This window comes from Nocardioides sp. NPDC057767, assembly GCF_042798275.1.
Taxonomy (GTDB): domain Bacteria; phylum Actinomycetota; class Actinomycetes; order Propionibacteriales; family Nocardioidaceae; genus Nocardioides.
Genome location: NZ_JBHVKJ010000007.1, coordinates 1 through 26,096 on the forward strand (window position 1 = coordinate 1; position 26,096 = coordinate 26,096).

Genomic DNA, 26,096 nt, shown 5'->3' on the forward strand with positions numbered 1-26,096 from the left:
CTCGTCATGACGAGCCGACTCGGCGGCATTTCTGGTCACGATGGGCCGACTCGGCTGGTTGGATAGGGGACGTGACGGCTGCATCGACTGCCTCGAGCCCCGCTTCGGCGGTGGAGCACGCGATGCGTACCTATCTCGACCACCTCACGGTCGAACGCGGGCTCGCGGCCAACACGCTCTCCTCCTACCGGCGCGACCTGAGGAGGTACGCCGAGTTCCTGGCGCAGCACGACGTGGAGACACTCTCCGGCGTCTCGGAGGCGACGGTGTCGGGGTTCCTGGCACACCTGCGCGAAGGCAGCGAGGAGCATCCGGCGCTCAGCGCGACCTCGGCGGCGCGGACAGTCGTGGCGGTCCGCGGGTTCCACAAGTTCGCGGTCGCCGACGGCCTGGTCGAGGCCAACCCGGCCGGCCACGTGAAGCCTCCACGCGCGGAGAAGCGGCTCCCGAAGGCGCTCCCGCTGGCCGACGTGGAGGCGATCCTGGAGGCGGCCGGCGCGCCCGGCACCCCGCTCGCGTTGCGCGACCGGGCTCTCCTGGAGGTGCTCTACGGCACCGGCGCCCGCATCTCCGAGGCCGTCGGCCTCGACGTCGACGACCTCGACCGGGTCGACCATGTGGTCCTGCTGCGGGGCAAGGGCGGCAAAGAACGGATCGTGCCGGTCGGCTCCTACGCGATCGAGGCCGTCGAGGCCTACCTCACCCGCGCCCGTCCCGACCTGGCCTCGGCCCGATCGGGAGGCGCGCTCTTCCTCAACGCCCGCGGCGGCCGGCTCTCGCGCCAGTCGGCCTGGACGGTCCTGACCCGCGCCGCCGAGCGAGCCGGGATCGACAAGGACGTCTCGCCGCACACCCTGCGCCACTCCTTCGCCACCCACCTGCTGGACGGGGGTGCCGACGTACGTGTCGTGCAGGAGCTGCTGGGCCATGCGTCGGTGACCACGACGCAGATCTACACTCTTGTCACCGTGGACAATCTCCGAGAGGTCTTCGCGACCGCACACCCGAGGGCCCTGTGACCGACACCAGCTGGATCCCCAAGGTCGGAGCGAGCCCCGACGACGTCTACGAGGCGGTCGTGGCGTGGGCCGAGGGGAGTGGCCGCAGCCTCTACCCCCACCAGGACGAGGCGATCCTGTCCCTCCTGGCCGGAGACAACGTCATCCTGGCGACGCCGACGGGCTCGGGTAAGTCGCTGGTCGCCGCGGGCGCCCACGCAGCCGCCCTGGCCGAGGACAAGGTCTCCTTCTACACCGCGCCGATCAAGGCCCTGGTGAGCGAGAAGTTCTTCGACCTGGTCGAGACCTTCGGCGCCGAGAACGTCGGCATGCTCACCGGCGACGCGTCGGTCAACGCCGACGCCCCGATCATCTGCTGCACCGCCGAGGTGCTCGCCAACCTGGCACTGCGAGAAGGCAAGCATGCCGACGTCGGGCTCGTCATCATGGACGAGTTCCACTACTACGGCGAGCCCGACCGCGGCTGGGCCTGGCAGGTGCCGCTGCTCGAGCTCCCGCAGGCCCAGTTCCTGCTGCTGAGCGCGACCCTCGGCGACACCAGCGCCCTGGCCAAGGACCTGACCAGGCGAAACGGCCGCGACACCGTGCTCGTCGACCAGGCGGAACGACCCGTTCCGCTCACCTTCGACTGGCGCCTGACCCCGCTCCCGGAGACCCTCGAGGAGCTCGTCACCACCGGACAGGCGCCCGTCTACGTCGTCCACTTCACGCAGAAGGACGCCGTCACCCACGGCACCTCGCTGCTCAACGCCGGCTGGCTGAAGCTCGCAGGCGAGGAGAAGGAGCAGATCGCGAAGCGGCTCGAGCCGGTCCGGTTCGCCGCCGGCTTCGGCAAGACCCTGGCCAAGCTCCTCAGGAAGGGCATCGGCGTCCACCACGCCGGCATGCTGCCCCGATACCGACGGCTGGTGGAGCAGCTGGCACAGGCCGGACTGCTCAAGGTCATCGCCGGCACCGACACCCTCGGGGTCGGCATCAACGTCCCGATCCGTACGGTGCTCTTCACCGGTCTGGCCAAGTTCGACGGCCGCCGCCAGCGCATCCTGCGGACCCGGGAGTTCCTCCAGATCGCAGGAAGGGCCGGCCGGGCCGGCTTCGACACCCAGGGCTACGTCGTCGTCCAAGCCCCCGAGCACATCATCGAGAACGAGAAGGCCAAGGCGAAGTCCGAGGAGCGCCGCAAGGCCGGCAAGAAGAACTCCAAGGCCCAGCTCAAGAAGCCGCCCGAGGGCACCGTCGTGTGGACCGAGGCCACCTTCACCAAGCTCGTCGACGGCGCCCCCGAGCCGCTGCAGAGCCGGATGAAGGTCGACAACTCGATGATCCTCAACGTCGTCGCCCGCGACGAGGACGCCTTCGCGGTGATGCGCCGGATCACCATGGACAACCACGAGGACCGCCCCACCCAGCTCAAGCTCGCCCGCCGGGCCCTACGGCTGACCCGCTCGCTGGTGCACAGCGGCGTCCTCACCTGCCTGGAGACACCCGATGCGTACGGGCGCCGCTACGTCCTCACCGAGGCGCTCCCGGCCGACTTCGCGCTCAACCAGCCGCTGGCCCACTTCGCCCTCGCCGCGCTGGACACGCTCGACCCGGAGTCCCCGGAGCACACCCTGGAGATCGTCTCGGTGATCGAGTCCGTCCTCGAGCCACCGCGACAGATCCTCTTCGCCCAGCAGCACGAGGCCCGCGGCAAGGCGATCGAGAACATGAAGGCCGACGGCGTCGAGTACGACGAGCGGATGGCGCTCATCGAGGAGATCACCTGGCCCAAGCCGATGGCCGAGCGGCTCGAGGCGCTCTTCGAGGTCTACCGCGGCACCCACCCGTGGCTGCCCGAGGACGCCTTGGACCCGAAGTCGATCCTGCGCGAGATGTACGAGCAGGGGATGACCTTCACCGATGTCGTACGCCGCTACCAGCTCGCCCGCTCCGAGGGCCTGGTGCTGCGCTACCTGACCGACGCCTACCGCACCTTCCGGCACACGGTCCCCGAGACCTACAAGAGCCCCGAGGTGGAGGACCTGGTCGAGTGGCTGGGGGAGACGATCCGGCAGACCGACTCCAGTCTCCTCGACGAGTGGGAGGCGCTCTCCGACCCCGAGCACATCCCGTCGGCGGTGGCCCACCACGAGGCCCCGCCGCCCCCGCGGTCGCTGTCGCAGCAGCTTCGGGCCTTCGAGATCATGGTGCGCAACGCGATGTGGGCGCGGGTCGACGCGGTCTCGCGCGACGACCTCGACGGCCTGATGCGGCTCGAGCGCGCGGCCGCCGACCGCTTCGAGCCCGCGCGCGAGGTGGTGATGACGAGGCCGCGCTGGGACGACGCCCTGGAGGCCTACTTCGCCGAGCACGACGACGTCGGCATCTCCGCCGACTCGCGTTCTCCCAAGCTGCTGACCTGGACGGTCGAGACCGGCGCGCCGGCGGGGGTGGACGAGGACGACGCGACGTACGACGACACGCGGGTCTGGCGGATCACCCAGACCATCGACGACCCGGCCGGCGACCACGACTGGGTCATCGAGGCGGTGGCCGACCTGGACGCGAGCGACGAGGCTGGCGAGCTGGTCCTGGCGACGGTGGCGATGCGCCGACTGTGACGGGTTGCCGGCGTCCGCTAGCGTTGCGGTGTGCGCAAGCTTCTGAAGAACCCCGTCGTCGCCGCGGCCATCGCCAAGATCGCCAACGAGGCTCGCAAGCCCGAGAACCAGAAGAAGATCAAGGACGCTGCGACCAAGGCCTACGATCAGTTCCAGAAGCGCCGTAAGTCGCACTGATCACGGCCGATCGGGCGGAGATCCATCCACAGGTTTCTCCACATCGAAGGCCCTCCCTGTGGGGCTGGCGGGGCGCCAAGTGCACAGGTCATCAACAGATTCGGATCGCGTAGCAGAATCACCTGGATTTGCCTTGTGACACGCCCGGCGCGGCTCCTAGAGTCGCGCAGATCTGGGTCTTAGAGTCGCCGTGTCGACATATAGACCCGCACGCCGTGATCGTCCCAGGGCCGCGGCAATTGAACCGGGGGTGGAGGAATGGAAGACAGCTATTTCGGGGCAGGTGGCGCGACCGCGCCGCAGCTGCCTCCGCAGACCCCGGACGCGCCGGCCTATCCGCCCTCGGCCAGACTGCGCGCCAACGCCCCTGAGCCTGACGCGGGTTCCTTCGACTCCCCGGGCAAGAACAAGATGGGCCCGACCGGCCGCCCCTGGCCCAACCTCCCCGAGCCCGGCCCCGCCACCGGCGGCCCCGCGCGCACCGTGGCGATGGTCAACCAGAAGGGTGGCGTCGGCAAGACCACGACCACGATCAACCTGGGTGCGGCTCTGGCCGAGCACGGCCGCAAGGTCCTCCTCGTCGACTTCGACCCGCAGGGGTCGCTCTCGGTCGGTCTCGGGCTCCAGCCCAACGAGATCGAGCTGACCGTCTACAACCTGCTGATGGAGCGCGACATCACGCTCCAGGACGTGGTCGTGCCCTCCGGCATCGACGGCGTCGACCTGCTCCCGGCCAACATCGACCTCTCCGCCGCCGAGGTGCAGCTCGTCCAGGAGGTCGCCCGCGAGCAGACCCTGGCCCGCGCCCTGGCCCCGGCGGTCGCCGACTACGACGTGATCCTGATCGACTGCCAGCCGAGCCTCGGCCTGCTGACCGTCAACGCGCTGACCGCCTCCGACTCGGTGGTCGTCCCGCTGGAGTGCGAATACTTCGCGCTGCGCGGTGTCGCCCTGCTCAAGGACACCATCGACAAGGTTCAGGAGCGGCTCAACCCGCGTCTGAAGATCGACGGAATACTGGGCACGATGTACGACAGCCGCACCATGCACAGCCGCGAGGTCATGGAGACCCTGGTCAACGGCTGGGGCGACCGCGTCTTCCACAGCGTCATCCGGCGCACGGTGAAGTTCGCCGACTCCACGGTGGTCGGCGAGCCCATCACCGAGTACGCCTCCAGCTCCACCGGTGCTGACTCCTACCGGATGCTCGCCAAGGAGGTGCTGGCCCGATGGCAACGAGGCGAGTGAGGGTTCCCGCCGCTGACGACCTCTTCCGGCGTACGTCCGACGGTGCCGCCCCGGCGGCCACAGCCGAGGCGAAGGCCCGTCCCGTGCACGCCGTGCCCGAGCCCGACGCCGAGGCGCCGGCGGCGAAGAAGCGGTCCAGCGGCCGCGTACGGCACGACGAGAAGATGACCGTCTACATCACCTCCGAGGAGCTGCTCGAGCTGGAGCACGCCCGGCTCAGCCTGCGGGCCAAGCACAGCATCGCGGTCGACCGCGGCCGGCTGGTGCGCGAGGCGCTCGCGATCGTGCTGGCCGACCTGGAGGAGTACGGGGCAGACAGCGCCCTCGTGCACCGGCTCGCCGAGTGACGGCGACGGTCACCCAGATGCCAGACGCCCCAGTCGGGGCCGAGGAGCAGGAGTCGAGCGGCGCCGGGGGTTTCGAGGTGCGCCTCGAGAACTTCGAGGGTCCCTTCGACCTGCTGCTCAGCCTGATCGCCAAGCACAAGCTCGACATCACCGAGGTCTCGCTGGCCACGGTGACCGACGAGTTCATCGCCTACGTCAAGAAGGGCGCCGCCGAGAGCGGGAAGGGCGCCTGGGACCTCGACCAGACCTCCAACTTCCTGCTGGTGGCGAGCACTCTGCTCGACCTGAAGGCGGCCCGGCTGCTGCCCCAGGGTGACGTCGAGGACGAGGAGGACCTCGCGCTGCTCGAGGCGCGCGACCTGCTCTTCGCCCGGCTGCTGCAGTACAAGGCGTTCAAGCAGGTGGCGGCCGTCTTCGGCGAGCGGCTGGCGAAGGAGTCCAAGCGCCACCCGCGCTCGGTGCAGCTCGAGCCACGCTACGCGGGCCTGCTGCCCGAGGTGCTCATCGGCATCGGGCTGGAGCAGTTCGCCCAGCTCGCCGCGGCCGCGATGGCGCCCAAGCCCGGGCCGCCCGAGATCGGGCTGGCCCACATCCACGGCTCGAAGGTGTCGGTCAAGGAGCAGGCGGCACTGGTCATCGAGCGGCTGCGCGCCTCGGGCCAGATCACCTTCCGCGGCCTGTGCTCCGACTCGCCCGACACGCTGACCACGGTGGCCCGGTTCCTCTCGCTGCTGGAGCTGTTTCGCGAGGGCGCGGTCGCCTTCGACCAGGTCACCGCGCTGGGCGAGCTGACCGTACGCTGGACCGGCGACGGGGCGCTGGACGTCGACGAGCTGATCCAGGACGAGTTCGAAGGGCAGCCGCCTGCCGAGGGCGGGGCCGACGATGGGGAGAAGGACGATGACTGAGGCCTCGAAAGGCTCGACCGACGGGGACGAGACGCTCGCGATCGATTTCGCCGATCTACGCCCGGCGCTCGAGGCCGTGCTGATGGTCGCCGACGAGCCGCTCGAGGCGGCCGCGCTGGCCTCGGCCGTCGCTCATCCGACGGCCACGGTGGTCGAGGCCCTGGAGGGTCTCGCTGCCGAATACACCGAGCAGGGCCGCGGCTTCGACCTGCGCAACGTCGCCGGTGGCTGGCGGTTCTACACTCGCGAGGCGTATGCCGAGATCGTCGGAGGCTTCGTGCTCGAGGGTCAGCAGGCCCGGCTGACCCAGGCAGCGCTGGAGACGCTCGCCGTGGTGGCCTACAAGCAGCCCGTCTCGCGCGCCCGGGTCTCCGCGATCCGCGGCGTCAACGTCGACGGCGTGATGCGCACACTGCTCACCCGCGGTCTCGTCGAGGAGGCCGGCCAGGACCACGAGACCGGCGCCAACCTCTACCGCACCACCGGCTACTTCCTCGAGCGGATCGGTATCACCGACCTCGGCGAGCTGCCCGAGCTGGCTCCCTACCTGCCCGACCTCGCCGACATGGAGGAGGAGCTGACCGAGCAGGTCAGCCAGGAGGCGCTGGCCGCGCAGCCCGAGGAGACTGCGGCGAATGGGTCCGACTCCGAGGATGCGGGAGAATCGAAACCGTGAGTGAGCTTCCTGAGCGTGATGATCTGCCGCTGGACGACGAGGGCCTGATCCGGCTCCAGAAGCTGCTGGCCCTGGCCGGCATCGCGTCGCGCCGAGGCAGCGAGATCCTGATGCTCAACGGGGAGGTCGAGGTCAACGGCGAGGTCGTCACCCGCCTCGGCACCAAGGTCGACCCCGGCAAGGACGTCGTACGCGTCGGCGGCAAGCGGCTCCCGCCGATCTCCGGCAAGGTCTACCTGGTCCTCAACAAGCCGCGTGGCGTGGTCTCGACGATGAGCGACCCCGAGGGCCGCCGCAACCTGTCGGACCTGGTCGCCGATCGCCCGGAGCGGCTCTTCCACGTCGGCCGTCTCGACACCGACACCGAGGGCCTGATCATCCTCACCAACGACGGCGACTTCGCCCACCGGCTGGCGCACCCCAGCTACGAGGTCGACAAGACCTATGTCGCCGAGGTCAAGGGCGAGGTCTTCCCCAACGTACGCAAGCAGCTTCTCGCCGGTGTCACCCTCGAGGACGGCCCGGTCACCGTGACCAAGGCCCGGATCATGGAGACCCGCAAGGACAAGTCGATCGTCGAGCTGGTCATCCACGAGGGACGCAACCGCATCGTGCGCCGCCTCCTCGACCACCTCGGCCACCCGGTCACCCGCCTGACCCGCACCCGGATCGGCCCGGTCCGGCTGGGCACGATGAAACCTGGCGACATGCGCGACCTCTCCCGCGAGGAGCTCGGCGAGCTCCTGGACACGACCGAGCTCTGAGGGCCCGAAATCCTGGGTGCGTACGCGATGGCGAGCCGTTAAGGTGAATGCCATGCAGCAGCGCGCGATGAGCACGACGACGCCGGACCCACTCCGGCGCTGACCTGCTGTCCACACCTTTCGCAGACCGCCCCGGAGCAGTGCTCCGGGGCGGTTCTTCGTCTCTGTCGGCGGTGCTCCGGGCCTCACCCCAGGAGTTCGACCATGAACCTCGACCATCGAGACCTCAACCGCGACCTCGACATCTTCGCCACCGACCCGCTGGCCGGGTCCGGCCTGCCGTTGTGGCTGCCCGACGGAGCCGTCGTCTTCGCCGAGCTGGAGCGGCTGGCCGCCGACCTGGCAAGAGCCGACGGCTGCGTACCGGTCAAGACCCCGGTCCTCGGCAAGCGGGCGCTCTTCGAGCGCTCGGGCCACTGGGCGAAGTTCGCCGACGACATGTTCCCGCCGATGCGCCTGGGATCGGGACCCGACGGGGAGAGCGACGACGAGCTCGTGCTCCGACCCGCCAACTGCCCACATCACGCGCTGGTCTACAGAGCCCGACAGCACTCCTATCGCGAGCTCCCGATCCGGCTGCACGAGCTCGCCCCGATGTTCCGGGCCGAGCGCTCCGGGGTGCTGTCCGGGCTGAGCCGGGTCCGCGCGATCAACCTCGACGACACCCACGTCTTCTGCCGCCCCGACCAGGTCGCCGAAGAAGCGGGCAAGGCACTGCTCTCGGCGCTGAAGGCGCAGCAGATCCTCGGCCTCCGGGTCGACTACGTACGCCTGTCCCTCCGCGACGAATCACCGTCCTACCTCGGCTCCGCCGAGCAGTGGCACGGTGCCGAGGGTGCGTTGAGGAAGGCGGCCTCGGAGGCCGGTGTCGAGGTCGTCGAGGCGCCGGGCGAGGCCGCCTTCTACGGGCCCAAGCTCGACCTCCAGGTCATCCCGCGCGGGCAGAGCACGTCGTCTCGGGCTCCGCTTCGACAGGAAGAGACCATCGCGACCGTCCAGGTCGACTTCAACCAGCCCGAGCGCTTCGACCTGACCTACGACGCCGCCGACGGCTCCCGGCAGCGGGTCGTGATGGTTCATCGCGGCACCGTCGGCTCCATGGAACGCGTCACCGCCGCGGTGCTCGAGCGCTACCAGGGCCGCCTCCCGCTGTGGCTCGCGCCCGTCCAGCTCGCCGTGCTGCCCGTCTCCTCGGCCCAGGACGAGCCTGCCCGGGCGCTCATCGACGCTCTCATCGCCGAAGGCCTCCGCCCGCGTCTGGCCCCCGGCGGCTCGCTCGGCGCGCGGATCCGGGACTCCCGGCGCCGACGCGAACCGCTCATCGCGGTCATCGGGGCGGGCGAGGCCGAGGTCGGGGAGGTGCAGGTACGCGACGTCGCGGCGGGGCTCGAGCGCCGGCTCTCGGTCTCCGGGCTGGTGGCTGCGATGAAGGAGGCCTATGCCTCGCGGGCGGGAGAGGTCTCCTGGTGAGATCTGCCGGCGAGGCCGAGATCGCCGAGGCGTCACGCACGTCGGCCGAGGCGGCACTCGAGTGCCCACTCGGCCGACGCGGGTGACGTCCCGGCATGACTACTGCGCAGCTCTATCGCACACTTGGCTCGTCGTCGGCGATAGTGCATGGGCAACCCGCGCCGACCGTGTCACCATCGAGACATGGCCGTACCGGACGTGCTGCGTCCCTACGTCACGTCGCTGATCGCCTACGACGTGGACTTCGGGGCGCCGGGGCTGCATCGCGGGATGCCGTCGACCGAGATCACGTTCGTGCTGCCGGTCGAGGAACCGCTCGTCACCTCCTGGGGGAGCGGGAGCGCGCCGGTGACGGCGTGGTCGCTGGTCTCCGGGCTGCACACCCGGCCGGCGACGATCCATCACCATGGCCATCAGCGAGGTGTGCAGCTGGGGCTGACGACCGCCGGGGTGCGGGCGCTGTTCGGGATGCCGGCCGCGGCCTGGCGCGGCGAGCTCCTGGCCCTCGACGAGGTCGCGGCACCCGGCGGCGTACGTCATCTGCCGGAGCAGCTGGCCGAGGCCGATCCGCGGCAGTGGGAGCGGTTGGTCGTCGCCGGCCTGGTCGGGGCGCTGGCACGCCGCGGCGAACCGGGGCCACGGGCGGAGGTCGGACGGGCGCTGGCGCTGCTGACCGGGGGAGCGGGGGTGCAGGAGGTGGCCGACGACGTGGGCTACAGCCGCCGGCGGATCAGCGACCTGGTGCGCGCCGAGACCGGGGTCGCCCCGAAGCAGTTCCAGCGGCTGGCGCGCTTCGACCGCTCCCGTGGTCTCGTCGGCCGGCTACCCCTGGCGCAGGCGGCGAGCGTCTGCGGCTACGCCGACCAGGCGCACCTGACGCGGGAGTGGCAGGAGTTCGCGGGGTGTTCGCCGACGACGTGGCTGCGCGAGGAGTTCCCATTCGTTCAAGACCTCGCCGACCGCCAGCCGGTTGACTCGAGGCATGAGCACTGAACCCACCAGAGACGTAGCGAAGATCAAGTACTGGCAGTCGATGGCGTTCCAGGACGCCGAGGCGATGATGACGTGGCTGAGCGCGATCGGCTTCGTCGAGCACTCCACCTACCGCGAGGGCGGCATCGTGCACCACGCGGAATGGCTCTGGCCCGGCGGAGGAGGGCTGATGTTCGGACAGGTACGCGAGGACGGCGGCATCAAGAAGACCGGTGTGTCTTCCGCCTACCTGATCACCGACGACCCCGACGCCGTCTTCGACAAGGCGGTCGCCGCCGGCGCCACCGTGGACCGGCCGATGGTCGACCAGGACTACGGCGGCCGCGGCGGCACGGTCACCGATCCGGAGGGCAACTCCTGGTCGTTCGGCAGCTACCAGCCATCGTGATCGCGAGGCGATATCGCACACCCTGGTCGCCGGCCGCGATAGCGCACCAGCAGGCCTGAGACGAAGAGGGTCGAGCGGCACCCACCCCTTAGCCTTGGACTCATGACACGGACCGGGGAAGCAGGGGGACGGTTGTCGAGTCTGACCGGCCCGGTCGAGATCGTCGGCGTCGGCCTGCTGGGCACCTCTGTGGCGCTGGCGTGCGCCGCGGCCGGTCTCGACGTGCTCCTCAGCGACTCGGTCGCCAGTCACGTACGCACCGCGACCGGCCTCGGCGCCGGCCGCCGCCGCAAGCCCGGAGACACGCCGCAGCTGGTCGTCGTCGCGGTCCCTCCGGCGCACCTCGGTGAGGTGATCACCCGAGCCCTCGCAGACAGCCCCGATGCGGTCGTCACCGACGTCGGCAGCGTGAAGGCGTCACCGCTGGCCTACGTGCGTGAGCACAGTCCCGCCGACGTACGCCGCTATGTCGGTGGTCACCCGATGGCCGGAAGCGAGCGCTCCGGACCGCTGGCCGCGACCGCGACGCTGTTCGAGGGACGGCCGTGGGCGGTCACGCCGCACCCGGAGGCCGACCCGGTCGCGACCGAGCTCGTCGGCGAGCTCGCCCAGCTGTGCGGCGGCGTCCCGCTGACTCTGACCCCCGAGGACCACGACCAGGCGGTGGCCCGCACCTCCCACGTGCCGCACCTGATGGCGGCGCTGGTGGCGGGTCGGCTCGCGGTGGCGCCCGAAGGGCACCTCGGCCTCAGCGGCCAGGGCGTACGCGACGTGACCCGCGTGGCCGCCGGCGACCCCGGCCTCTACGGCCAGATCGTGGCCGGCAACGCCCGCGCGGTGACCGACCTGCTGACCGAGGTGCGCGCCCAGCTCGACGAGATGATCGCGGCCGTCGGTAACGGCGACGCCGCCGCCCTGGACGTACTCCTCAAGGAGGGGCAGGCCGGCACCCGGGCCATCCCCGGCAAGCACGGCGGGCCGCAGACCGCCCAGGCGATCGTCTACGTCACGGTGCCCGACGAGCCCGGCAACCTGGCCAGGCTCTTCGCGGACGCGGGCGAGAGCGGGGTCAACATCGAGGACGTACGCATCGACCACGACCCGGGTCGCCCGGTGGGTGTCATGGAGCTGATCGTGGCCGAGGACGCGGCCGACCGGATGCAGGCGGTTCTGGAGTCCCGGGGTTGGGTCGCTCACCGGTAGGCTCCCGCCCGTGAGCAGCAGCAATCCCACCACTGACCCCGCCCGCATCGTCATCGCCGTCGACGGCACCTCCGGCTCCGGGAAGTCGAGCACCTCGCGTGGGGTCGCCGACCGCCTCGGGATGCGCTACCTCGACACCGGCGCGATGTATCGGGCGATGACCTGGTGGATGCTCAGCAATGACATCGACGTGCACGACGCCGACGCCGTTGCGGCGGCAGCCGGCAAGCCCGTGATCACCTCCGGCACCGACCCGCTCGGCCCCACGATCGCCCTCGACGGCTCCGACGTCTCGGTCGAGATCCGCAGCGACCGGGTCAACGCCGCCGTCTCCCCGGTCGCCACGGTCCGCGAGGTCCGCGCCCGCCTGATCGCCCTCCAGCAGCAGGAGATCGAGCAGGCGCTGGCCGCCGGCTCCGGCATCGTGGTGGAGGGCCGCGACATCGGCACCGCGGTCTGGCCCGCCGCCGAGCTGAAGCTGTACGTCACCGCAGACCCGGCCGCCCGCGCGGCCCGCCGCGCCGCCGAGGAGGGTGGCAGCGACGCCGAGGCCGTCCGCGCCTCGCTGGAGAACCGCGACAAGATCGACTCCACCAAGGGCGGTGCGGCCGTTCCGGAGGGTGCCACCCACCTCGACACGACGCCCTACACGCTGGAGGAGGTCATCCAGCTGGTGGTCGAGCTCGTCGAGACCACCGTGCGTGACCCAGCCGGCAAGGCGGGGGAGTGAGCGCGAGTCCGCACGCGGGCACGCCCCGCGCCGACCTCCCTCGTACGGACGGGGTTCCGCATCCGAGCCGGTGGGCGCTCTACCACGTCAACGTCTATGCCCGGTGGCTGATCCGGCGCCGGTTCGACGTCCGGTTGCACGAGACCACCAACATCCCGGGGACCGGGCCGGTCGTCTTCGCCTCCAACCACATCGGGATCATCGACGGCCCGCTGCTGGCGATCTTCACTCCGCGTCCGGTGCACGCACTGACCAAGCTGGAGATGTTCGAGCACTGGTTCCTCGGTCCGTTCCTCCGTTGGGCCGGCCAGATCCCGCTCTACCGGTTCGGCAGCGACCCGGCCGCGGTGAAGATGGCGCTGAAGGTGCTGCGCGAGGGCAACGCGATGGGCATCTATCCCGAGGGCACCCGCGGTGCCGGTGACCTGGTCCGGTTCAAGCGCGGCGCCGCCTATCTCGCGCTCGCCTCGGGCGCTCCGGTGGTGCCGGTGACCATGCTCGGCAGCCGCGACCCGGGCGGCGGGGTCTCCTCGCTGCCGCACAAAGGTGCCCGCATCGACATCGTCTATGGCGAGCCTTTCCACGTCGAGCGCGTAGGCTGGCCGCGTACCAGGGAACAAGTCGGGCATGTCTCGGGTTTGCTCCAGAAGCACATGCAGGTCCAACAGGACCATGCCCTGGCGTTGACCGGTCGCGAACTGCCCGGTCCGCTACCTAGCGAGGAGAACAATGACTGACCCCGACGTTTCGTACGAAGACGTACGAGACCTGCACGAGACTGACGAGACCCCGGCCGGGCCACAGCCCGTCGTGGCCGTCGTCGGCCGCCCCAACGTCGGGAAGTCGACTCTGGTCAACCGGATCATCGGCCGCCGCGAGGCGGTCGTCCAGGACGTACCCGGCGTGACCCGCGACCGCGTCTCCTACGACGCCGACTGGAACGGCAAGGCCTTCACGCTGGTCGACACCGGCGGCTGGGACCCCGACGCCCAGGGTCTGGCCGAGCGGATCGCCGCCCAGGCCGAGATCGCGGTCTCCCTGGCCGACGCCGTCCTCTTCGTGGTCGACGCGACCGTCGGCATCACCGACGCCGACGAGGCGGTCGTACGCATCCTGCGCAAGTCCGGCAAGCCGGTCGTCCTGGTCGCCAACAAGGTCGACGACCTGCGCACCGAGGCGGAGGCGTCGGCACTGTGGAACCTCGGGCTGGGTGAGCCCTGGCCGGTCTCTGCGCTCCACGGCCGTGGCTCGGGCGACATGCTCGACGCGATTCTCGCGGTGCTCCCCGACCCGCCGCCGCTCCCCGAGGGCACCGAGATCGGTGGCCCGCGGCGGATCGCGCTGGTCGGCAAGCCCAACGTCGGCAAGTCCTCGCTGCTCAACAAGCTGGCCAAGGAGGAGCGGGCCGTCGTCGACAACGTCGCCGGCACCACCGTGGACCCGGTCGACGAGCTGATCGAGCTCGGCGGCCGCGAGTGGCGCTTCATCGACACCGCGGGCATCCGCAAGCGCGTCAAGGAGTCCAGCGGACACGAGTACTACGCGTCCCTGCGCACCACCACCGCGATCGACCGCGCCGAGGTGGCCGTGCTGGTCATCGACGGCGGCGAGAAGATCTCCGAGCAGGACATCCGGATCCTGCAGACGGTCCGCGAGGCCGGCCGCGCGCTCGTGATCGCCTTCAACAAGTGGGACCTCGTCGACGAGGACCGCCGTTGGCAGCTCGACCGCGAGATCGAGCGGGAGCTCGTCCAGGTGCAGTGGGCGCCGCGGATCAACATCACCGCGCGCACCGGCTGGCACGTCGACCGCCTGGTCCCGGCCCTCGACAAGGCCCTCGAGGGCTGGGAGACGCGCATCGGCACCGGTGCGCTCAACTCGTTCCTCGGCCGCCTCGTCGCCGAGCACCCGCACCCGGTCCGCTCGGGCAAGCAGCCGAAGATCCTGTTCGGCACCCAGCCCTCGACCGCGCCGCCGACCTTCATCCTGTTCACCAGCGGCAAGCTCGACGCCTCCTACGAGCGCTTCATCGAGCGCCGGCTGCGCGAGGAGTTCGGCTTCGTCGGCACCCCGATCGTGCTCCAGCAGCGGGTCCGCGAGAAGCGCAAGCGCTAGCAGCGCAACGGAACAGGCCCGCAGGTCACCGGTGGTGACCTGCGGGCCTGACGTACTTCGTGGGCTGCCGGGCTAGGCGGCGGAGCCATCCGCGGTGACCGAGGGAACCTTGACCTCGAGGCGCTCCAGCACGCCCTGGTAGAGCTTGGTCAGGGCGGCGACCTCCTCGGCGGTGAAGGCGTCGAACATGACCTGCCGGATCAGCCTCACGTGCTCCGGGGCGGCGGCCTCGATCGCCTCGAGCCCGGCCGGGGTGAGATCGACGTAGGCTCCGCGCCGGTCGTCGAGGCACTCGCGGCGCTCGACGAGCCCACGGGCGGCCATCCGCATCACCTGGCGCGAGAGCCGGCTCTTCTCCCACTGCAGCTTGTCGCCCAGCTCGTACATCCGAAGCGACCGGTCGGGGACGTCGGTCAGGTTGACCAGGACGTCGTAGTCGGCGAGGGAGAGGCCGTTCTTGGCCTGGAGGTCGCGGTTCATCCGCGCGGTGAGCTGTGCGTTGACGGCGAGCCAGGAACGCCACGCGACCTGTTCGTCGTTACTGAGCCACTTGACCTCGTCCATGAGGTACACCTTACCGATTCGAAACTGCTGGTTTCAGCAGCACCGCGCATCGGCCCGTGAGCGTTGGCTGCTTAGGCTAACGGTTGATGCAGAAACTAGACTGGTCTCCATGAGGAGAGCACGATGAGTATCGACATGGACTTCATCACGAAGGACCGTGAGCGGATCAAGAAGGAGTACCTCCGTGAGGAGGGCGCCCGCCCGGCCAGCACGGCCCGGGGGATCCACCACACCGCGCTGCTCTCCTCCGACGTACGCAGGTCGATCGACTTCTACCAGGGACTCCTGGAGTTCCCGCTGACCGAGATCTTCGAGAACCGCGACTACGCCGGCTCCGACCACTTCTTCTTCGACGTCGGAGCGGGCAACCTGCTGGCCTTCTTCACGCTTCCCGGACTCGACCTGGGCCCGTACGCCGAGGTTCTCGGCGGGCTGCACCACATCGCGATCTCGGTGACCCACGAGAAGTGGGACTACCTGCGCGCCAAGCTCGACGACGCCGGGATCGACTACATGGTCGAGTCCAAGTCGTCGATCTACTTCAAGGGACCCGACGGCGAGCGGCTCGAGCTCCTCGCCGACCCGCTGGGGGAGATGTACGGCACCAAGGTGCTCTGAGCCCGGACGCATCCGGGACGGGCCGACCGTCCCGGATGCGCTCAGGGACGGTCGAAGGGATCCTCGGGCACCTCGAGCTCGAGCTGCTCCTCGTAGACCTGCTCCTCGGCCCGCCGGTCGGCCAACCATGCCGTCAGCGCCACCACGACCAGCTGCGAGCGGGACTCGGCGGCCATCTCGTGGACCATGGCGTCGAGCACGTCGACGTTCGTCGCGAGCAGACGCAGGGGCATCGTGACGTACGGGTCCTCGAGGCGCTTCGGCTGCGGGACGGTACGCAGGAAGGTGCCGTCGGAGACGGGCCTGGTCTTCTCGCGCAGCGCCGCCTGGTGGGCCCGCAGGAGGACGGGAAGCCGGGGGCGGGTGGCCGCGACGGCATCGAGCATCACGTCGACGAGCGAGCGCGGTACCGACTGGCTGTAGGTCTTCCACTGCGCCGCCAGGGATGCCGGCACGGAGAGGCTGATCGCCTGCACCGGCATCCCCTGACGCCGCCCGGCGCCCTCTCGCTTCGACCTCGTGCGGTGGGCGGGAGTGCCCTTGCGGGAGATCGGGTCGAGCTTGCCGGAGGGCGCCGGGCTGCTGGTCTCTTCGGTGCTTGTCGGGGCTGTGTTGGATGGGGAAGGTGTATCCGACACGGTGAGCTCCTGTGGTGGGTGTGATCCATGTGTCAGGAGTGATTGTGTCGGACAGCACCGACAGTTTCGCCAGTGCCTGGGTCAGATCACCAGGCTCAGCGCCAGCACGAACACGAGACCGGACACGGAGAGCACCGTCTCCATCAGCGACCAGGACTTGATCGTCTGCACCACGTCGAGGCCGAAGTACTCCTTGACCAGCCAGAACCCGGCGTCGTTGACGTGCGAGAAGAACACCGAGCCGGCACCGACCGCCAGGACGACGAGGGAGACCTCGGCTGCGGGCATGTTGGCGACCAGGTCGACGACGAGCGACGACGCGGTGATGGTGGCCACGGTCGCGGAGCCGGTGGCGAGGCGGATGAGGACCGCGAGCACCCAGGCGAGGACGATGGCGGAGACACCCGAGCCCTGCGCCCACTCGGCGAGCTGGGTGCCGATGCCGGTGTCGATCAGCGACTGCTTGAAGCCACCGCCGGCGGCGACGATGAGCACGATCCCCGCGATCGGCGGGAGCGACTGCTCGACGGTCCTGGCGATCCGGCGCCGGTCCATCCCGGCGCCACGGCCGAGGGTGAACATGGCGACGACGACCGCGATGGTCAGCGCGACGAGCGGGTAGCCGATCACGTCGAAGACCTGCTGGACCTGGTTCTCCGGGTCGTTGATGACGATGTCGACGATCGCCTTGGCGAGCATCAGGACCAGCGGCAGCAGGACGCTGAACAGGGTGACGCCGAAGGTCGGGCGGCGGATGTCGGTCGCGGTGGCCGCTCCCGGGCCGCCCACCGGAGTGGCGTCGAAGGTGTGCGGCGCCTCGACCACGACCCAGCGGCCGGCGAGCCGGCCGAACAGCGGTCCGCTGACGATGATGACCGGGATGGAGACGAGTACGCCGAGCGCGAGCGTCGTGCCGAGGTCGGCCTGAAGCGCCCCGATCGCGGCCAGCGGACCGGGGTGGGGCGGCACCAGGCCGTGCATCGCCGAGAGACCGGCGAGGGTCGGGATGCCCACCGTGATGAGCGAGACCTGCGCCCTGCGGGCGACCAGGTAGATGACCGGCATCAGCAGGACCAGGCCGATCTCGAAGAACATCGGCAGGCCGATGATCGCGCCCACGAGCGCCATCGCCCAGGGCAGCGTACGCACCGAGGACCTGCCGACGATCGTGTCGACGATCTGGTCGGCGCCGCCGGAGTCGGAGAGGAGCTTGGCGAACATCGCGCCCAGCGCGATCAGTAGACCGACGCTCGTGGCGGTCGCGCCGAAGCCCTCGCCGAACGAGGTGATCACGTCCATCACGTTGCGGCCCGACAGGACGCCGACGGCGACCCCGCCGAGGAGCAGGGCGAGGAACGGATGCAGCTTGACGTAGGTGATCAGGACGACGATCAGCGCGATCGCGGCGAGCGCGGCGGCGAGGAGTACGCCTCCTGAGGCGACCGGTGCGACCGGTTCGGTCGCGGCGGCGAGGATGTTCATGCGGACTCCTTGGTGAGATTCGAGGTGGGGGTCACCGTGGTGAGATAGCGGTCGACGATCGCATCGATGTCCTGGTCGATGTCGATGGTCGTGCCCTGCTCGTCGGGAGCGAGGGGCTCGAGGGTCGCGAACTGCGAGCGCAGCAGCGACGGCGGCATGAAGTGCCCCGCGCGGGCGGCGAGGCGTGCCTCGACCACCTCCGGGGTGCCGCTGAGGTGGAGGAGCCGGAGGCCGCGGGCGCGACTGTGGAGCAGGTCGCGGTAGCTGCGCTTCAGCGCCGAGCAGCTCAGCACCGCGCCGGTCTGCTCGTGCTCGGCGAGCCAGCTGCCGAGCGTCTCCAGCCAGGGCTGCCGGTCACGATCGTCGAGCGGACGGCCTGAGGCCATCTTCGCGATGTTCTCCGGCGGGTGGAAGTCGTCGGCGTCGGCGAAGGGGACCCGAAGGCGCTGGGCGATGGCCGCACCGACGGTCGACTTGCCGGAGCCGGAGACTCCCATGACGACGAGGAGGGGGTTCTGTGTCACGCGTCACAGCGTGCATCAAAAGGCATCCGTTTGGCAAGGCGGGGCGATGTTAAGGATTCCGATTGCGCGCGGCCGGGGATGTGCGACGATGCCGCAGTGACGACTTCGAGCGGTGAGTCCGCGCACCGACTGCACCAGAGCGTCCGGGACGCCCTCGGCCGCCAGATCGTCTCCGGTGAGCTGCCGACGGGCGCCGTGCTCACGCTGGAAGGGATCCAGGCGACGTACGACGTCTCCCGGCCGGTCGCCCGCGAGGCCATCCGGGTGCTGCAGGCGATGGGCCTGGTCGCGACCCGGCGGCGCGTCGGCATCACCGTCCTCCCGCGTCAGGAGTGGAACGTCTTCGACCCGCTCGTCATCCGCTGGCGGCTCGACGGTGAGGGCCGGCGCGAGCAGCTGCTCTCCCTCTCCGAGCTGCGCCGCGGCTTCGAGCCGATCGCCGCCCGGCTCGCCGCCGAGCGAGCTGCCCCCGAGCACCATGGCGCTCTCGCCCGGTCGGTCGCGGACATGGTCGTCCACGCCGCCTCCGGCGACCTCGAGGCCTACCTGGAGGCCGACACCGCCTTCCACAGGGTGCTCCTCAACGCCTGCGGCAACGACATGCTCGCCGCCTTCGGTGACCTGGTCGCCGAGCTCCTCGCCGGACGTACGCACCACCACCTGATGCCCGCCACACCCAATCCCGCCGCGATCGAGCTGCACGAGAAGGTGGCGATCTCGATCCGCAACGGCGACCCGGCCGGAGCCGAGGAGGCCATGCGCGCCATCATCGACGAGGCCGCCGAGGCCCTCGCCGCCGCCGACGACCCGCCGTAGGGGTACCGATTGGAGGCCATGCGCTGCGGTGCGGTAATGTTCGGATCGCTTCGAGCGGAGAAATCCACTCGCAGTTTCGGGCTGTGGCGCAGCTTGGTAGCGCACTTGACTGGGGGTCAAGGGGCCGCAGGTTCAAATCCTGTCAGCCCGACCGAAACAAACTGGCTCTGACCTGCGTAAACAGGTCAGAGCCAGTTCTGTTTTTGGCTGTCTGCCACGGATTTGCCACCAAGTCGGATTCTTATCCGATCGCGTCTCGAATGTCGGACGGTTTGCCGCTCCTGCTGTGCCGCTTGGTGCGAGGCGCATCGGACGCACCTTGCTGGTGTCACGTCCCGACAGCGAGGAGCGCATCCGATGGCTCAATCGACGAACGAGATCTACTGGCTCACCGCCCGTCAGGTAGCCGAGCACTTCGGCGTCTCCATACGCACCGTGGACAGGTGGACAGAGAGCGGCGTCTTGAGGTCGTATCGAATCGGCTCTGTCCGTCGGTTCAAGGCGAACGATGTCGTCAAGCTGCCTCGACGCAGCGCGGCAGCGCGGTGATCAACGGGGCGTGGGATGTGCAGCTGGTCGAGCAGGTTTCTGCGGCGTGGCTTAGAGTTCCCAGACTTGGTCTGGGTCATCCAGCGCGGCTCGGATCTGACTGAGGTCTCCGAGGTCTGCGAGGGGGGACTCACGGGCGACGTCGACGATTCCGCGGACGACGGTGGACATTGTCTCGCCGTCGCCCCGCGCGACGGCGTCATCGAATCGCTCGAAGAGCTGATCAAATGTCTTGCGTCGCTCGGCGAATGCTTGGTCGAAGTAGTCCTTGAGGATCGCTTCGGCGGCATGGATCCGGCCGACCTCGATCTTCTCGTACGTCTCGAGCCGGGTGCGGTTCGTCTTCTCGGTCTCATGGACGTTGACGCATTCGCGGACCGCGTCAACGATCTCGTTCAGCGCGCCGAGGGCGCTGAGGCCTGGAACGCTTCTGGTGGGCGGGATGACCTTGGTGACGTTGGCCTTCACGGGGTCAGGCATGAGTGTCCTCTGCTGTAAACGGTCGGTAGGTCACGGTTACCTGCTCGCTCGCCTCGGTGAGGTTGCCGTCCTGATCGAGGATCGGGGTGGCAGCGACATCGCGCACAGCGATCGTCATTGCGAGCGCATGTTGAAACCGGGCTGCGTGAGCAGCAGGGTCGAATGGTTCGGCTTCCAAGGTGTCGAGTGCATCGGTGGCGAGGTCCACCAGCCGCTCGAGCAGAGAGGAGAGCTCGGCAACGCGAAGGTCGATCGCGCCGAGGCGGGCATCGGTCTCATCCAGCTTGGCGATCTGTGTGTTGATCGTCGCCTCGATCTCTTTCGCGTGGGTGAGCGCCTTTTGTCCTTCGCCCTTCACAACGAGTCCGGCGACGAGCAACCCGGGGCCGATGGTCACAACGTTGAGGGCTGCCGCACCGAGCGCCATGCCGCCTCCGCCGGCCGCGAGACTTCCGCCGCCGAGGGCAGCGAGCGTTGCGTTTGTCGCGGCCGCGCCTGACAGCGTGGAGATGGCTGTGCCGGTGCTGGCTGCCCCGAAGGTGGACACCGCGAGCGGTACCCCGGCGCTGACACCGGCTCCGGTGGCAACGCTCGTCACGATCCCGCCCATCCACGTTGTGGCTGAAGTACGCAGCATCTCGGGGTTGGGTACGGCACCGAAAGCGACTTCGAGGCCGTCGACGAGCAGCTTCTCGTTGTCGCGTACGTTCTTGGCGTTCCGCTTCAGGAAGTCGCTCATCCGGAGCACGACATCGGTGATCGCGCGCCTCTGCTGGTCCGCGAGCACCCCGACGGCATCGTTAGTCTCCGCGACCTTCTCCACCGACTGCGCACGCCGCTCGTCGTACTTCTCGCCAGCCTTCTTGATTCGGTCCTTGGCAGTCTTGATATCAAGTGCGCCCTTCCCGCCGAGTGCGACGCCGGTCCCGCCTGTGACGGCGCCCACGGCGATGATGGCAATAGGAATGAGCAAAGGCAGCGGCACGGCACATCCATCTCGAGGGTCAGTGTCTCGCCCGGTCCGCCACGAGCGCGGCAGTCAGGCGCATGGCCGAGTTTCGGGTACATGTGTCGATCTGTGCCGGCGAACCCCCGTCCCATACCCAGCGTGGGGTATCTGAATCTCCGATGGCGTGATCGCTGTCTCGCGAGCGGCCGAGACGGGATCGTGCGCGCTGGCATAGCCCCTACCGCGACTGCGCTGGACGTTCTTGCTGCGTCAGGGCATGTGGTTCAACAGCTGCCAAGCCAGAGCGCAGTTCGAGCGCCAGTGCGTGCAGCGGTTCGGCTGTCGCAACCCTCCGGCAAAGGGGTGCGTGTCCCGCTCTTGGCTGATACCAATGAGAGGGGTGGACCACGACGACTACGGGAGGCCGCGAGCGCAATGACGATCACTGCCTCTGCCAGCAATTCCCAGCCGCCCGGACCGCCTCGTTGGATCCGCCCGTCGTTGAACGTGAAGGAGGGTCGCGACCCGCTCGGTCTGCAAACCACAACCCAGGATCGCCTGATGCCGCGGCTGCTCCCCGGAATTCTCGAGCTATCGCGTCGGGCGAGGTACTTCTCCTTCCACGCATTCCTGCTCGACACCTACCGAGGCCACCAGATGCGTCCGGACGGCAACGCGCTCTCTACGTTCATCAAGGCTCGGGAGTGGGAGTTTGGGTTGGCGGTCTTGCTATGCCCTCACGCGTGCGGGTCGAGCCCGGTGGGTGCCTCGAGCTTGCGTCGCGTCGTCGCTCAGCATGCCGACATGTACGTGCGCGGCGAGTCGGTGGAAAGCGCCTTCGGCGGCTATGGGCTCTACTACCGATCTCCGCTAGCCGAGCTCGGCATCGTCGCGCGAGCCGGCACCCAGTTAGGCGACAGACCAACGCCGATTGACGTGCTCCGCGATACTGATCGCGCCAGACGACTGGCGGAGGCGTTCGGCGATGCTGTGGCGGAGACTGAGTACATAAGCACGTGGATGCTGACGACTGACCCGATTCCCGCCGACGTGCTGGTGGAGTACGCAAGGGTCGCGTGTCTGTGTCAACTGCGGGAACGCCCTGTCGAGCGAGACGCGGTGCACGACGCGCTGTTCGGTCAGGACGCCGCAGTCGAACCTCTTGTAACAGCACCCGATGCGTTCGCTCCGGCGGTCGATCTCGAGGCGGCAGCATCGGACGTTGCCACAGGGCGAGAGGGCATGACCGCCAACCCAGTCGAGATCGACCACGGTGCGGCAGTAGCCCAGCGTCGACGCAGCGTCGCGCACTTTCTGTCCCTCATCGAGGAGAATCCTCATGTCGTTGACGACGAGGGCGCCTACCGTGAGGGACTCTGGGCGGTACGCGCCTTCCGGTCCGATGACCACGAACGGGTCGGGGGTCAGTGGGCGGGACTGATCGCAAAGGACGTGTGGCAGGACGCTCTGTGCAGCATCTGGTCCGACTTCTGCCGAACAGGATTTCACGCGACGAGCGTCGATGGTATGGGATTGACTTGGGAGCAGGTGCGCTCAATCGCCGAGGACATGGCGGGTGGACCACCTGTTCTGGTCGGTGGTGCGGCGACGTCCAAGCTTCGGGACCGGATCGCATCCGGCGAGATGACGCTGCCTGGCCTCGAGGCGCCGGTTCGCGATGCGATGCTCGAAGACCTCCGGGCAGCAACTGATCGCATCGACTCGGCTGCCAGCGGATTGATCGTAATCCTGGAGCTGCATCGACGCGCCGCAGACCGCTCCGATGCAGGGTGGCTCGCGGCCACCGCCGTCCGCTCCTCGTGGCAGCCGTCACTGGCGGCCGTCTTGCGTGACCTCACCGCACATCTGGAATCAGGACCGACAGTTTCGGAAACGCTGTGGTGGATCGTGCAACGCTACGTCTTCATCGTCCACGAGCGGATCGCCTACTCGAAGCTGCCTGACCACACCTTCCGATTCCGCTGGGAGGAAGGTCACGTGCGGTTCTACGACAATGGTCTGGGCAGGTTCCCGCTAGCCGCGATACGCCGGGATCCGCTATCCCAGCTGACCTACGACCTCGCACTGTGGAGTCGCGAGGCGTCAGGGGCAGGCCTCGCGTTGCTCACGGATCGGGGTCGCTTGTTCCTCCAGGAATCGCTGCAATGAAGGAGCCGCGAGCGATCGCCCAGATGGCCCCGATCAGTGAATTGTTCCGCGGCGATCGGGTTGCGCTATGGGCGACGACCTACAACGTGGACCTCGATCTGTTCAGCGGCTACCTGCTCGGGCGGTTGGGCGAGCCGCCCCTGAACGTGGTGGTCCTCGCCGACCGTGACCGCCTGGACACGACCCTGGAAGCGCTGCCGTCGGAGCGGATTGTCACTCTGGGATCGGTAAATCGCCGCTGGTTGCTACGCGGCGTACGTCTGGGCGCCGGTGTGTTTCATCCCAAGTCCTACCTGGCCCTGGCAGGCAGGTCGGTCAAACTGCTGGTCGGCTCGGGGAACCTGTCGACCAACGGTCTTGACCAAGGCCGTGAGGTCTTCACCTCCTTCTCGAGTGGAGACCCCACGGGCGACGCTGCCATCCGGACCTGGGTCACCTGGATGCGGCGCATCGTGAACGAGTTGGGAGACACGCGCTTGGCCGAGCGGTTCACCGATTTGGAGACACGACTTCCGCGCAGCGACTCGATTACGGTGGTTGCCGATTCCCCGCTGTGGCATAACCTCGACCGGGCGCTTGCCGACCAGTTCTGCGAGCGTGTCCTTGAGGAATCCGGCAGGATCGACGAGCTGATCGTGACAGCACCGTTCTACGACGAGGCCGGAGACGCACTCGCGCGTCTGCTGCAGCGTCTCGGACCGACGAAGGTCACGATCCACATGTCGAGGTCGACGAAGGTTGACGGCAACAAGCTTGCCAGCCGCCTTGCGACGTTCGACGTTGCCGTAGCGACGCTCGCGTACCTTCCGGAGGCGTTCACACACGCCAAGCTCGTTGGCGCAATTGCGGGCGATCGCGGTTGGCTGTTGTCTGGTTCGGCGAACCTGTCGAACGCAGCTCTCACGTTTTCGGCTGGCCCGATGGGGACGGGCAACACCGAGCTCGCCGTGTTCACAACACTCACCGCCACCGACCTGCGGATGACGTTCCTGCCGCCCGAGGTCGAGGTGGAGGAACGAGACCACTCGGCACTCACCGCGCTGACCTTCGAATCCGGCTCGGAGCCAGTAGCCGCGCCGCCGGTGCGGATCACGTGCGCGACAGCTCTGTCCGACGGTCGTGTCGAGATCACCACCGACCCGGCGTTGAAGTCGACGGTGAATCTTGCCGACCACACCGCCGCACAGGCCCTGAACGTCAACGCAGATGGAGCCACCACGGTCGGTCCTTTGACAGGCCCGCTGGTTCACCTCGTCGATATGTCCGGCGAGGTCGTGTCGAACCGTGTCGTTGTCGACGACCCCGAGTCGCTACGGCGCGCGCTGCGGACCGGAGAGAGGAGTGCAGGCAGCGGTCGGCCCTCAGAACTGACAGCCGCCGATCTCGACACGCCTCTCGGACAGGCGCTTCTGTACCTGCATCGCAAAGTCGTGATGGACGTCAGCGAGGCCGCCGGTCCTGGCGGCGGTAGTGACGCGACTCGCGCCGAGGTCAGCGGTGACGACGATAACGACGACCTGTGGGACCGGCTGGAGCGTGAGAAGCTCGGCCGCGATCCCCGGGCCGGCGCGTACGGACGACTCGTCGGGTCGCATTCGACCGGTGACCTTGGGGACCCTCTGATCGAGCTGCTCGATGCGATGCGGGAGCGCACACCGGACGAGGCGCTGCACTCGCCCACGCTTCTGCGACTGATTAGCGGCCCACTCGCACCCGAGAACCCCGGCACGGGAGCACCCTGGTCGACCTCGGCCCGAGTAAGGGTTCGCGCCAGAAACGTCCTTCTTCGATGGGCCTCGGTGCAGACGGACCCACGACTGACGTGGGTCGACCCGCTTGCCCCCCTGGGGAATCTGAAGCTGATCGCAGCCACCTTTGGCCAGTTGTGGCGAATCAACGCTGAACCCAACATCGACGCGGGTCTGACCCCTGACGATCTCGACGACCTCTGGATGCAGTGGCTGCGACCCTTCGTGGGAACGGGCCAGCGCGACGGCTGGCTCGATCACTCGGCCCTGGAAGGGGACGCCGTCAGGAACCGCCTTGACAGGGAGTTTGCGCGGAACGTTACGGTTCTCTGCTGGCTTGCACTCCGTCCCCGGCAAGGTGCTCGAGCAAGGATCGTTGAGTGGCAGCCCGTGTTGCAAGCCGTCCTGAGCCATGGCCTGCTCGAAGTAGGCGAGGACACAGCGGAGTTTCTGGCCGCGACCGGACACTCGGTCAGCAGCGACGACGTCGAAACTGACCTGTTGGAGGCCTTGGAGTTCATCGACGACGACCTGTGGTGCACGCAGACGGCACTCGACATGGGCCTCGCGCGCCTGGAGCTCCAAGCCGTGAGCGTCGGAGCGAAGACCGCCGTCCGGCTGATGATCGGAGGCATATCGGATCCGCTCAATGACCCGCGGATTCCTGCGCTCGTGGCCGCGATCGGCCAGTATCGGCGCACCGAGACTGTGACAGCGTTCGGGACCGACGTCGACTGGCGCCTCGCAGTGCGTCCGGGCGATCCCATCTACTTCCTGCCGGGACTAAACGCGAGCGAGGTCGAGACAGAGCCACTGGCACCCGGCGCAATCGACGAGATCGCGGCCACGAACGGGATCCTCGCCGATCTCTTTCCCTCCGAGGTCCGGTCAGCCTCGTAGACAGCAGGCCCCTGCCAG

The 26,096-nt window shown here is 68.7% G+C and carries 26 protein-coding genes and 1 tRNA gene; 21 read left to right on the forward strand and 6 right to left on the reverse strand.

Annotated features, from left to right (window positions below; translation table 11 throughout):
* Nucleotides 1–122 precede the first annotated feature (122 nt).
* From xerD to der, 15 genes are all read left to right on the forward strand, one after another.
* Nucleotides 123–1,019 carry a site-specific tyrosine recombinase XerD gene (xerD, locus tag ACFVDI_RS05555; protein ID WP_378901411.1) on the forward strand — a complete coding sequence of 299 codons (897 nt, stop codon included), beginning with the start codon at nt 123–125 and terminating at the stop codon, nt 1,017–1,019.
* Nucleotides 1,016–3,622, forward strand: coding sequence for a DEAD/DEAH box helicase (locus ACFVDI_RS05560; RefSeq protein WP_378901414.1), 2,607 nt, complete (start codon nt 1,016–1,018; stop codon nt 3,620–3,622). The genes xerD and ACFVDI_RS05560 overlap by 4 nt, the downstream gene beginning before the upstream one ends.
* 30 nt (nt 3,623–3,652) lie before the next feature.
* A complete protein-coding gene (locus tag ACFVDI_RS05565) occupies nt 3,653–3,799 on the forward strand; it encodes a hypothetical protein (RefSeq protein WP_378901417.1) in 147 nt (48 codons plus the stop codon).
* 411 nt (nt 3,800–4,210) lie between these two features.
* Nucleotides 4,211–5,047 carry an AAA family ATPase gene (locus tag ACFVDI_RS05570; protein ID WP_328532332.1) on the forward strand — a complete coding sequence of 279 codons (837 nt, stop codon included), beginning with the start codon at nt 4,211–4,213 and terminating at the stop codon, nt 5,045–5,047.
* Nucleotides 5,029–5,394 carry a hypothetical protein gene (locus tag ACFVDI_RS05575; protein WP_378901420.1) on the forward strand — a complete coding sequence of 122 codons (366 nt, stop codon included), beginning with the start codon at nt 5,029–5,031 and terminating at the stop codon, nt 5,392–5,394. Before ACFVDI_RS05570 ends, ACFVDI_RS05575 begins: the two co-directional genes overlap by 19 nt.
* Nucleotides 5,395–5,411: 17 nt before the next feature.
* The gene (locus ACFVDI_RS05580; protein WP_378901422.1) at nt 5,412–6,302 is read left to right on the forward strand and encodes a segregation and condensation protein A; all 891 of its coding nucleotides are present in this window, start codon (nt 5,412–5,414) and stop codon (nt 6,300–6,302) included.
* The gene (gene scpB / locus ACFVDI_RS05585; protein ID WP_378901425.1) at nt 6,295–6,978 is read left to right on the forward strand and encodes an SMC-Scp complex subunit ScpB; all 684 of its coding nucleotides are present in this window, start codon (nt 6,295–6,297) and stop codon (nt 6,976–6,978) included. The genes ACFVDI_RS05580 and scpB overlap by 8 nt, the downstream gene beginning before the upstream one ends.
* Entirely contained in the window at nt 6,975–7,742 is a 768-nt protein-coding gene (locus tag ACFVDI_RS05590; protein ID WP_378901428.1) for a pseudouridine synthase, read from the forward strand. The genes scpB and ACFVDI_RS05590 overlap by 4 nt, the downstream gene beginning before the upstream one ends.
* A gap of 204 nt (nt 7,743–7,946) precedes the next feature.
* Nucleotides 7,947–9,212 carry a threonine--tRNA ligase gene (thrS, locus tag ACFVDI_RS05595; RefSeq protein ID WP_378901431.1) on the forward strand — a complete coding sequence of 422 codons (1,266 nt, stop codon included), beginning with the start codon at nt 7,947–7,949 and terminating at the stop codon, nt 9,210–9,212.
* A gap of 183 nt (nt 9,213–9,395) precedes the next feature.
* A complete protein-coding gene (locus ACFVDI_RS05600; protein ID WP_378901434.1) occupies nt 9,396–10,205 on the forward strand; it encodes a helix-turn-helix domain-containing protein in 810 nt (269 codons plus the stop codon).
* The gene (locus tag ACFVDI_RS05605; protein ID WP_378901437.1) at nt 10,195–10,593 is read left to right on the forward strand and encodes a VOC family protein; all 399 of its coding nucleotides are present in this window, start codon (nt 10,195–10,197) and stop codon (nt 10,591–10,593) included. The genes ACFVDI_RS05600 and ACFVDI_RS05605 overlap by 11 nt, the downstream gene beginning before the upstream one ends.
* A 102-nt stretch (nt 10,594–10,695) precedes the next feature.
* Nucleotides 10,696–11,796 (forward strand): prephenate dehydrogenase, encoded by a 1,101-nt coding sequence (locus tag ACFVDI_RS05610; protein ID WP_378901440.1) that lies wholly within the window; start codon nt 10,696–10,698, stop codon nt 11,794–11,796.
* A gap of 10 nt (nt 11,797–11,806) precedes the next feature.
* Nucleotides 11,807–12,526, forward strand: coding sequence for a (d)CMP kinase (gene cmk, locus ACFVDI_RS05615; RefSeq protein ID WP_378901443.1), 720 nt, complete (start codon nt 11,807–11,809; stop codon nt 12,524–12,526).
* A complete protein-coding gene (locus tag ACFVDI_RS05620) occupies nt 12,523–13,263 on the forward strand; it encodes a lysophospholipid acyltransferase family protein (protein WP_378901446.1) in 741 nt (246 codons plus the stop codon). Before cmk ends, ACFVDI_RS05620 begins: the two co-directional genes overlap by 4 nt.
* Nucleotides 13,256–14,641 carry a ribosome biogenesis GTPase Der gene (der, locus tag ACFVDI_RS05625; RefSeq protein WP_378901449.1) on the forward strand — a complete coding sequence of 462 codons (1,386 nt, stop codon included), beginning with the start codon at nt 13,256–13,258 and terminating at the stop codon, nt 14,639–14,641. The genes ACFVDI_RS05620 and der overlap by 8 nt, the downstream gene beginning before the upstream one ends.
* A gap of 72 nt (nt 14,642–14,713) precedes the next feature.
* On the opposite strand, the gene ACFVDI_RS05630 is transcribed toward der, so the two are convergent.
* Nucleotides 14,714–15,205: a MarR family winged helix-turn-helix transcriptional regulator gene (locus ACFVDI_RS05630; RefSeq protein WP_378901452.1), complete on the reverse strand. Its 492-nt coding sequence runs from the start codon at nt 15,203–15,205 to the stop codon at nt 14,714–14,716.
* Nucleotides 15,206–15,328: 123 nt separating this feature from the next.
* Between ACFVDI_RS05630 and ACFVDI_RS05635 the strand changes: the two genes are divergently transcribed.
* The gene (locus ACFVDI_RS05635) at nt 15,329–15,823 is read left to right on the forward strand and encodes a VOC family protein (RefSeq protein WP_378901455.1); all 495 of its coding nucleotides are present in this window, start codon (nt 15,329–15,331) and stop codon (nt 15,821–15,823) included.
* 41 nt (nt 15,824–15,864) lie between these two features.
* Here ACFVDI_RS05635 and ACFVDI_RS05640 read toward each other — a convergent pair whose 3' ends face one another.
* The 3 genes from ACFVDI_RS05640 to ACFVDI_RS05650 form a co-directional block, all read right to left on the reverse strand.
* Nucleotides 15,865–16,461, reverse strand: coding sequence for a hypothetical protein (locus ACFVDI_RS05640; protein WP_328530886.1), 597 nt, complete (start codon nt 16,459–16,461; stop codon nt 15,865–15,867).
* Between the two features lie 81 nt (nt 16,462–16,542).
* Complete coding sequence (locus ACFVDI_RS05645) at nt 16,543–17,943, reverse strand: gluconate:H+ symporter (RefSeq protein WP_378901458.1); 1,401 nt, start codon at nt 17,941–17,943, stop codon at nt 16,543–16,545.
* Nucleotides 17,940–18,440, reverse strand: coding sequence for a gluconokinase (locus ACFVDI_RS05650; RefSeq protein ID WP_378901665.1), 501 nt, complete (start codon nt 18,438–18,440; stop codon nt 17,940–17,942). Before ACFVDI_RS05650 ends, ACFVDI_RS05645 begins: the two co-directional genes overlap by 4 nt.
* Before the next feature lie 123 nt (nt 18,441–18,563).
* Between ACFVDI_RS05650 and ACFVDI_RS05655 the strand changes: the two genes are divergently transcribed.
* From ACFVDI_RS05655 to ACFVDI_RS05665, 3 genes are all read left to right on the forward strand, one after another.
* Complete coding sequence (locus tag ACFVDI_RS05655; protein WP_378901461.1) at nt 18,564–19,283, forward strand: FadR/GntR family transcriptional regulator; 720 nt, start codon at nt 18,564–18,566, stop codon at nt 19,281–19,283.
* Nucleotides 19,284–19,360: 77 nt separating this feature from the next.
* Nucleotides 19,361–19,434: transfer RNA gene (locus tag ACFVDI_RS05660), tRNA-Pro, on the forward strand.
* Nucleotides 19,435–19,640: 206 nt separating this feature from the next.
* Complete coding sequence (locus ACFVDI_RS05665; protein WP_378901464.1) at nt 19,641–19,832, forward strand: helix-turn-helix domain-containing protein; 192 nt, start codon at nt 19,641–19,643, stop codon at nt 19,830–19,832.
* A gap of 51 nt (nt 19,833–19,883) precedes the next feature.
* On the opposite strand, the gene ACFVDI_RS05670 is transcribed toward ACFVDI_RS05665, so the two are convergent.
* Complete coding sequence (locus ACFVDI_RS05670) at nt 19,884–20,300, reverse strand: hypothetical protein (RefSeq protein WP_378901467.1); 417 nt, start codon at nt 20,298–20,300, stop codon at nt 19,884–19,886.
* 4 nt (nt 20,301–20,304) lie between these two features.
* Nucleotides 20,305–21,297 (reverse strand): hypothetical protein, encoded by a 993-nt coding sequence (locus ACFVDI_RS05675; RefSeq protein WP_378901470.1) that lies wholly within the window; start codon nt 21,295–21,297, stop codon nt 20,305–20,307.
* A gap of 399 nt (nt 21,298–21,696) precedes the next feature.
* Between ACFVDI_RS05675 and ACFVDI_RS05680 the strand changes: the two genes are divergently transcribed.
* Both ACFVDI_RS05680 and ACFVDI_RS05685 read left to right on the forward strand, forming a co-directional pair.
* A complete protein-coding gene (locus ACFVDI_RS05680; protein WP_378901473.1) occupies nt 21,697–23,430 on the forward strand; it encodes a hypothetical protein in 1,734 nt (577 codons plus the stop codon).
* Nucleotides 23,427–26,078, forward strand: a complete 2,652-nt coding sequence (locus ACFVDI_RS05685; RefSeq protein WP_378901476.1) for a hypothetical protein — start codon at nt 23,427–23,429, stop codon at nt 26,076–26,078. The genes ACFVDI_RS05680 and ACFVDI_RS05685 overlap by 4 nt, the downstream gene beginning before the upstream one ends.
* The last annotated feature ends 18 nt before the right edge of the window (nt 26,079–26,096 follow it).

Excerpts from the sequence above, each read along its gene's own strand:
- ACFVDI_RS05570 (WP_328532332.1), top strand. The coding sequence starts at position 4,211 with ATGGGCCCGACCGGCCGCCCCTGGCCCAACCTCCCCGAGCCCGGCCCC.
- ACFVDI_RS05610 (WP_378901440.1), top strand. The coding sequence starts at position 10,696 with ATGACACGGACCGGGGAAGCAGGGGGACGGTTGTCGAGTCTGACCGGC.
- scpB (WP_378901425.1), top strand. The coding sequence starts at position 6,295 with ATGACTGAGGCCTCGAAAGGCTCGACCGACGGGGACGAGACGCTCGCG.
- ACFVDI_RS05630 (WP_378901452.1), bottom strand. The coding sequence starts at position 15,205 with ATGGACGAGGTCAAGTGGCTCAGTAACGACGAACAGGTCGCGTGGCGT.
- ACFVDI_RS05665 (WP_378901464.1), top strand. The coding sequence starts at position 19,641 with ATGGCTCAATCGACGAACGAGATCTACTGGCTCACCGCCCGTCAGGTA.
- ACFVDI_RS05680 (WP_378901473.1), top strand. The coding sequence starts at position 21,697 with ATGACGATCACTGCCTCTGCCAGCAATTCCCAGCCGCCCGGACCGCCT.
- xerD (WP_378901411.1), top strand. The coding sequence starts at position 123 with ATGCGTACCTATCTCGACCACCTCACGGTCGAACGCGGGCTCGCGGCC.
- ACFVDI_RS05605 (WP_378901437.1), top strand. The coding sequence starts at position 10,195 with ATGAGCACTGAACCCACCAGAGACGTAGCGAAGATCAAGTACTGGCAG.
- ACFVDI_RS05685 (WP_378901476.1), top strand. The coding sequence starts at position 23,427 with ATGAAGGAGCCGCGAGCGATCGCCCAGATGGCCCCGATCAGTGAATTG.
- thrS (WP_378901431.1), top strand. The coding sequence starts at position 7,947 with ATGAACCTCGACCATCGAGACCTCAACCGCGACCTCGACATCTTCGCC.
- ACFVDI_RS05635 (WP_378901455.1), top strand. The coding sequence starts at position 15,329 with ATGAGTATCGACATGGACTTCATCACGAAGGACCGTGAGCGGATCAAG.
- ACFVDI_RS05650 (WP_378901665.1), bottom strand. The coding sequence starts at position 18,440 with ATGGGAGTCTCCGGCTCCGGCAAGTCGACCGTCGGTGCGGCCATCGCC.
- ACFVDI_RS05600 (WP_378901434.1), top strand. The coding sequence starts at position 9,396 with ATGGCCGTACCGGACGTGCTGCGTCCCTACGTCACGTCGCTGATCGCC.
- ACFVDI_RS05645 (WP_378901458.1), bottom strand. The coding sequence starts at position 17,943 with ATGAACATCCTCGCCGCCGCGACCGAACCGGTCGCACCGGTCGCCTCA.
- ACFVDI_RS05575 (WP_378901420.1), top strand. The coding sequence starts at position 5,029 with ATGGCAACGAGGCGAGTGAGGGTTCCCGCCGCTGACGACCTCTTCCGG.
- der (WP_378901449.1), top strand. The coding sequence starts at position 13,256 with ATGACTGACCCCGACGTTTCGTACGAAGACGTACGAGACCTGCACGAG.
- ACFVDI_RS05580 (WP_378901422.1), top strand. The coding sequence starts at position 5,412 with ATGCCAGACGCCCCAGTCGGGGCCGAGGAGCAGGAGTCGAGCGGCGCC.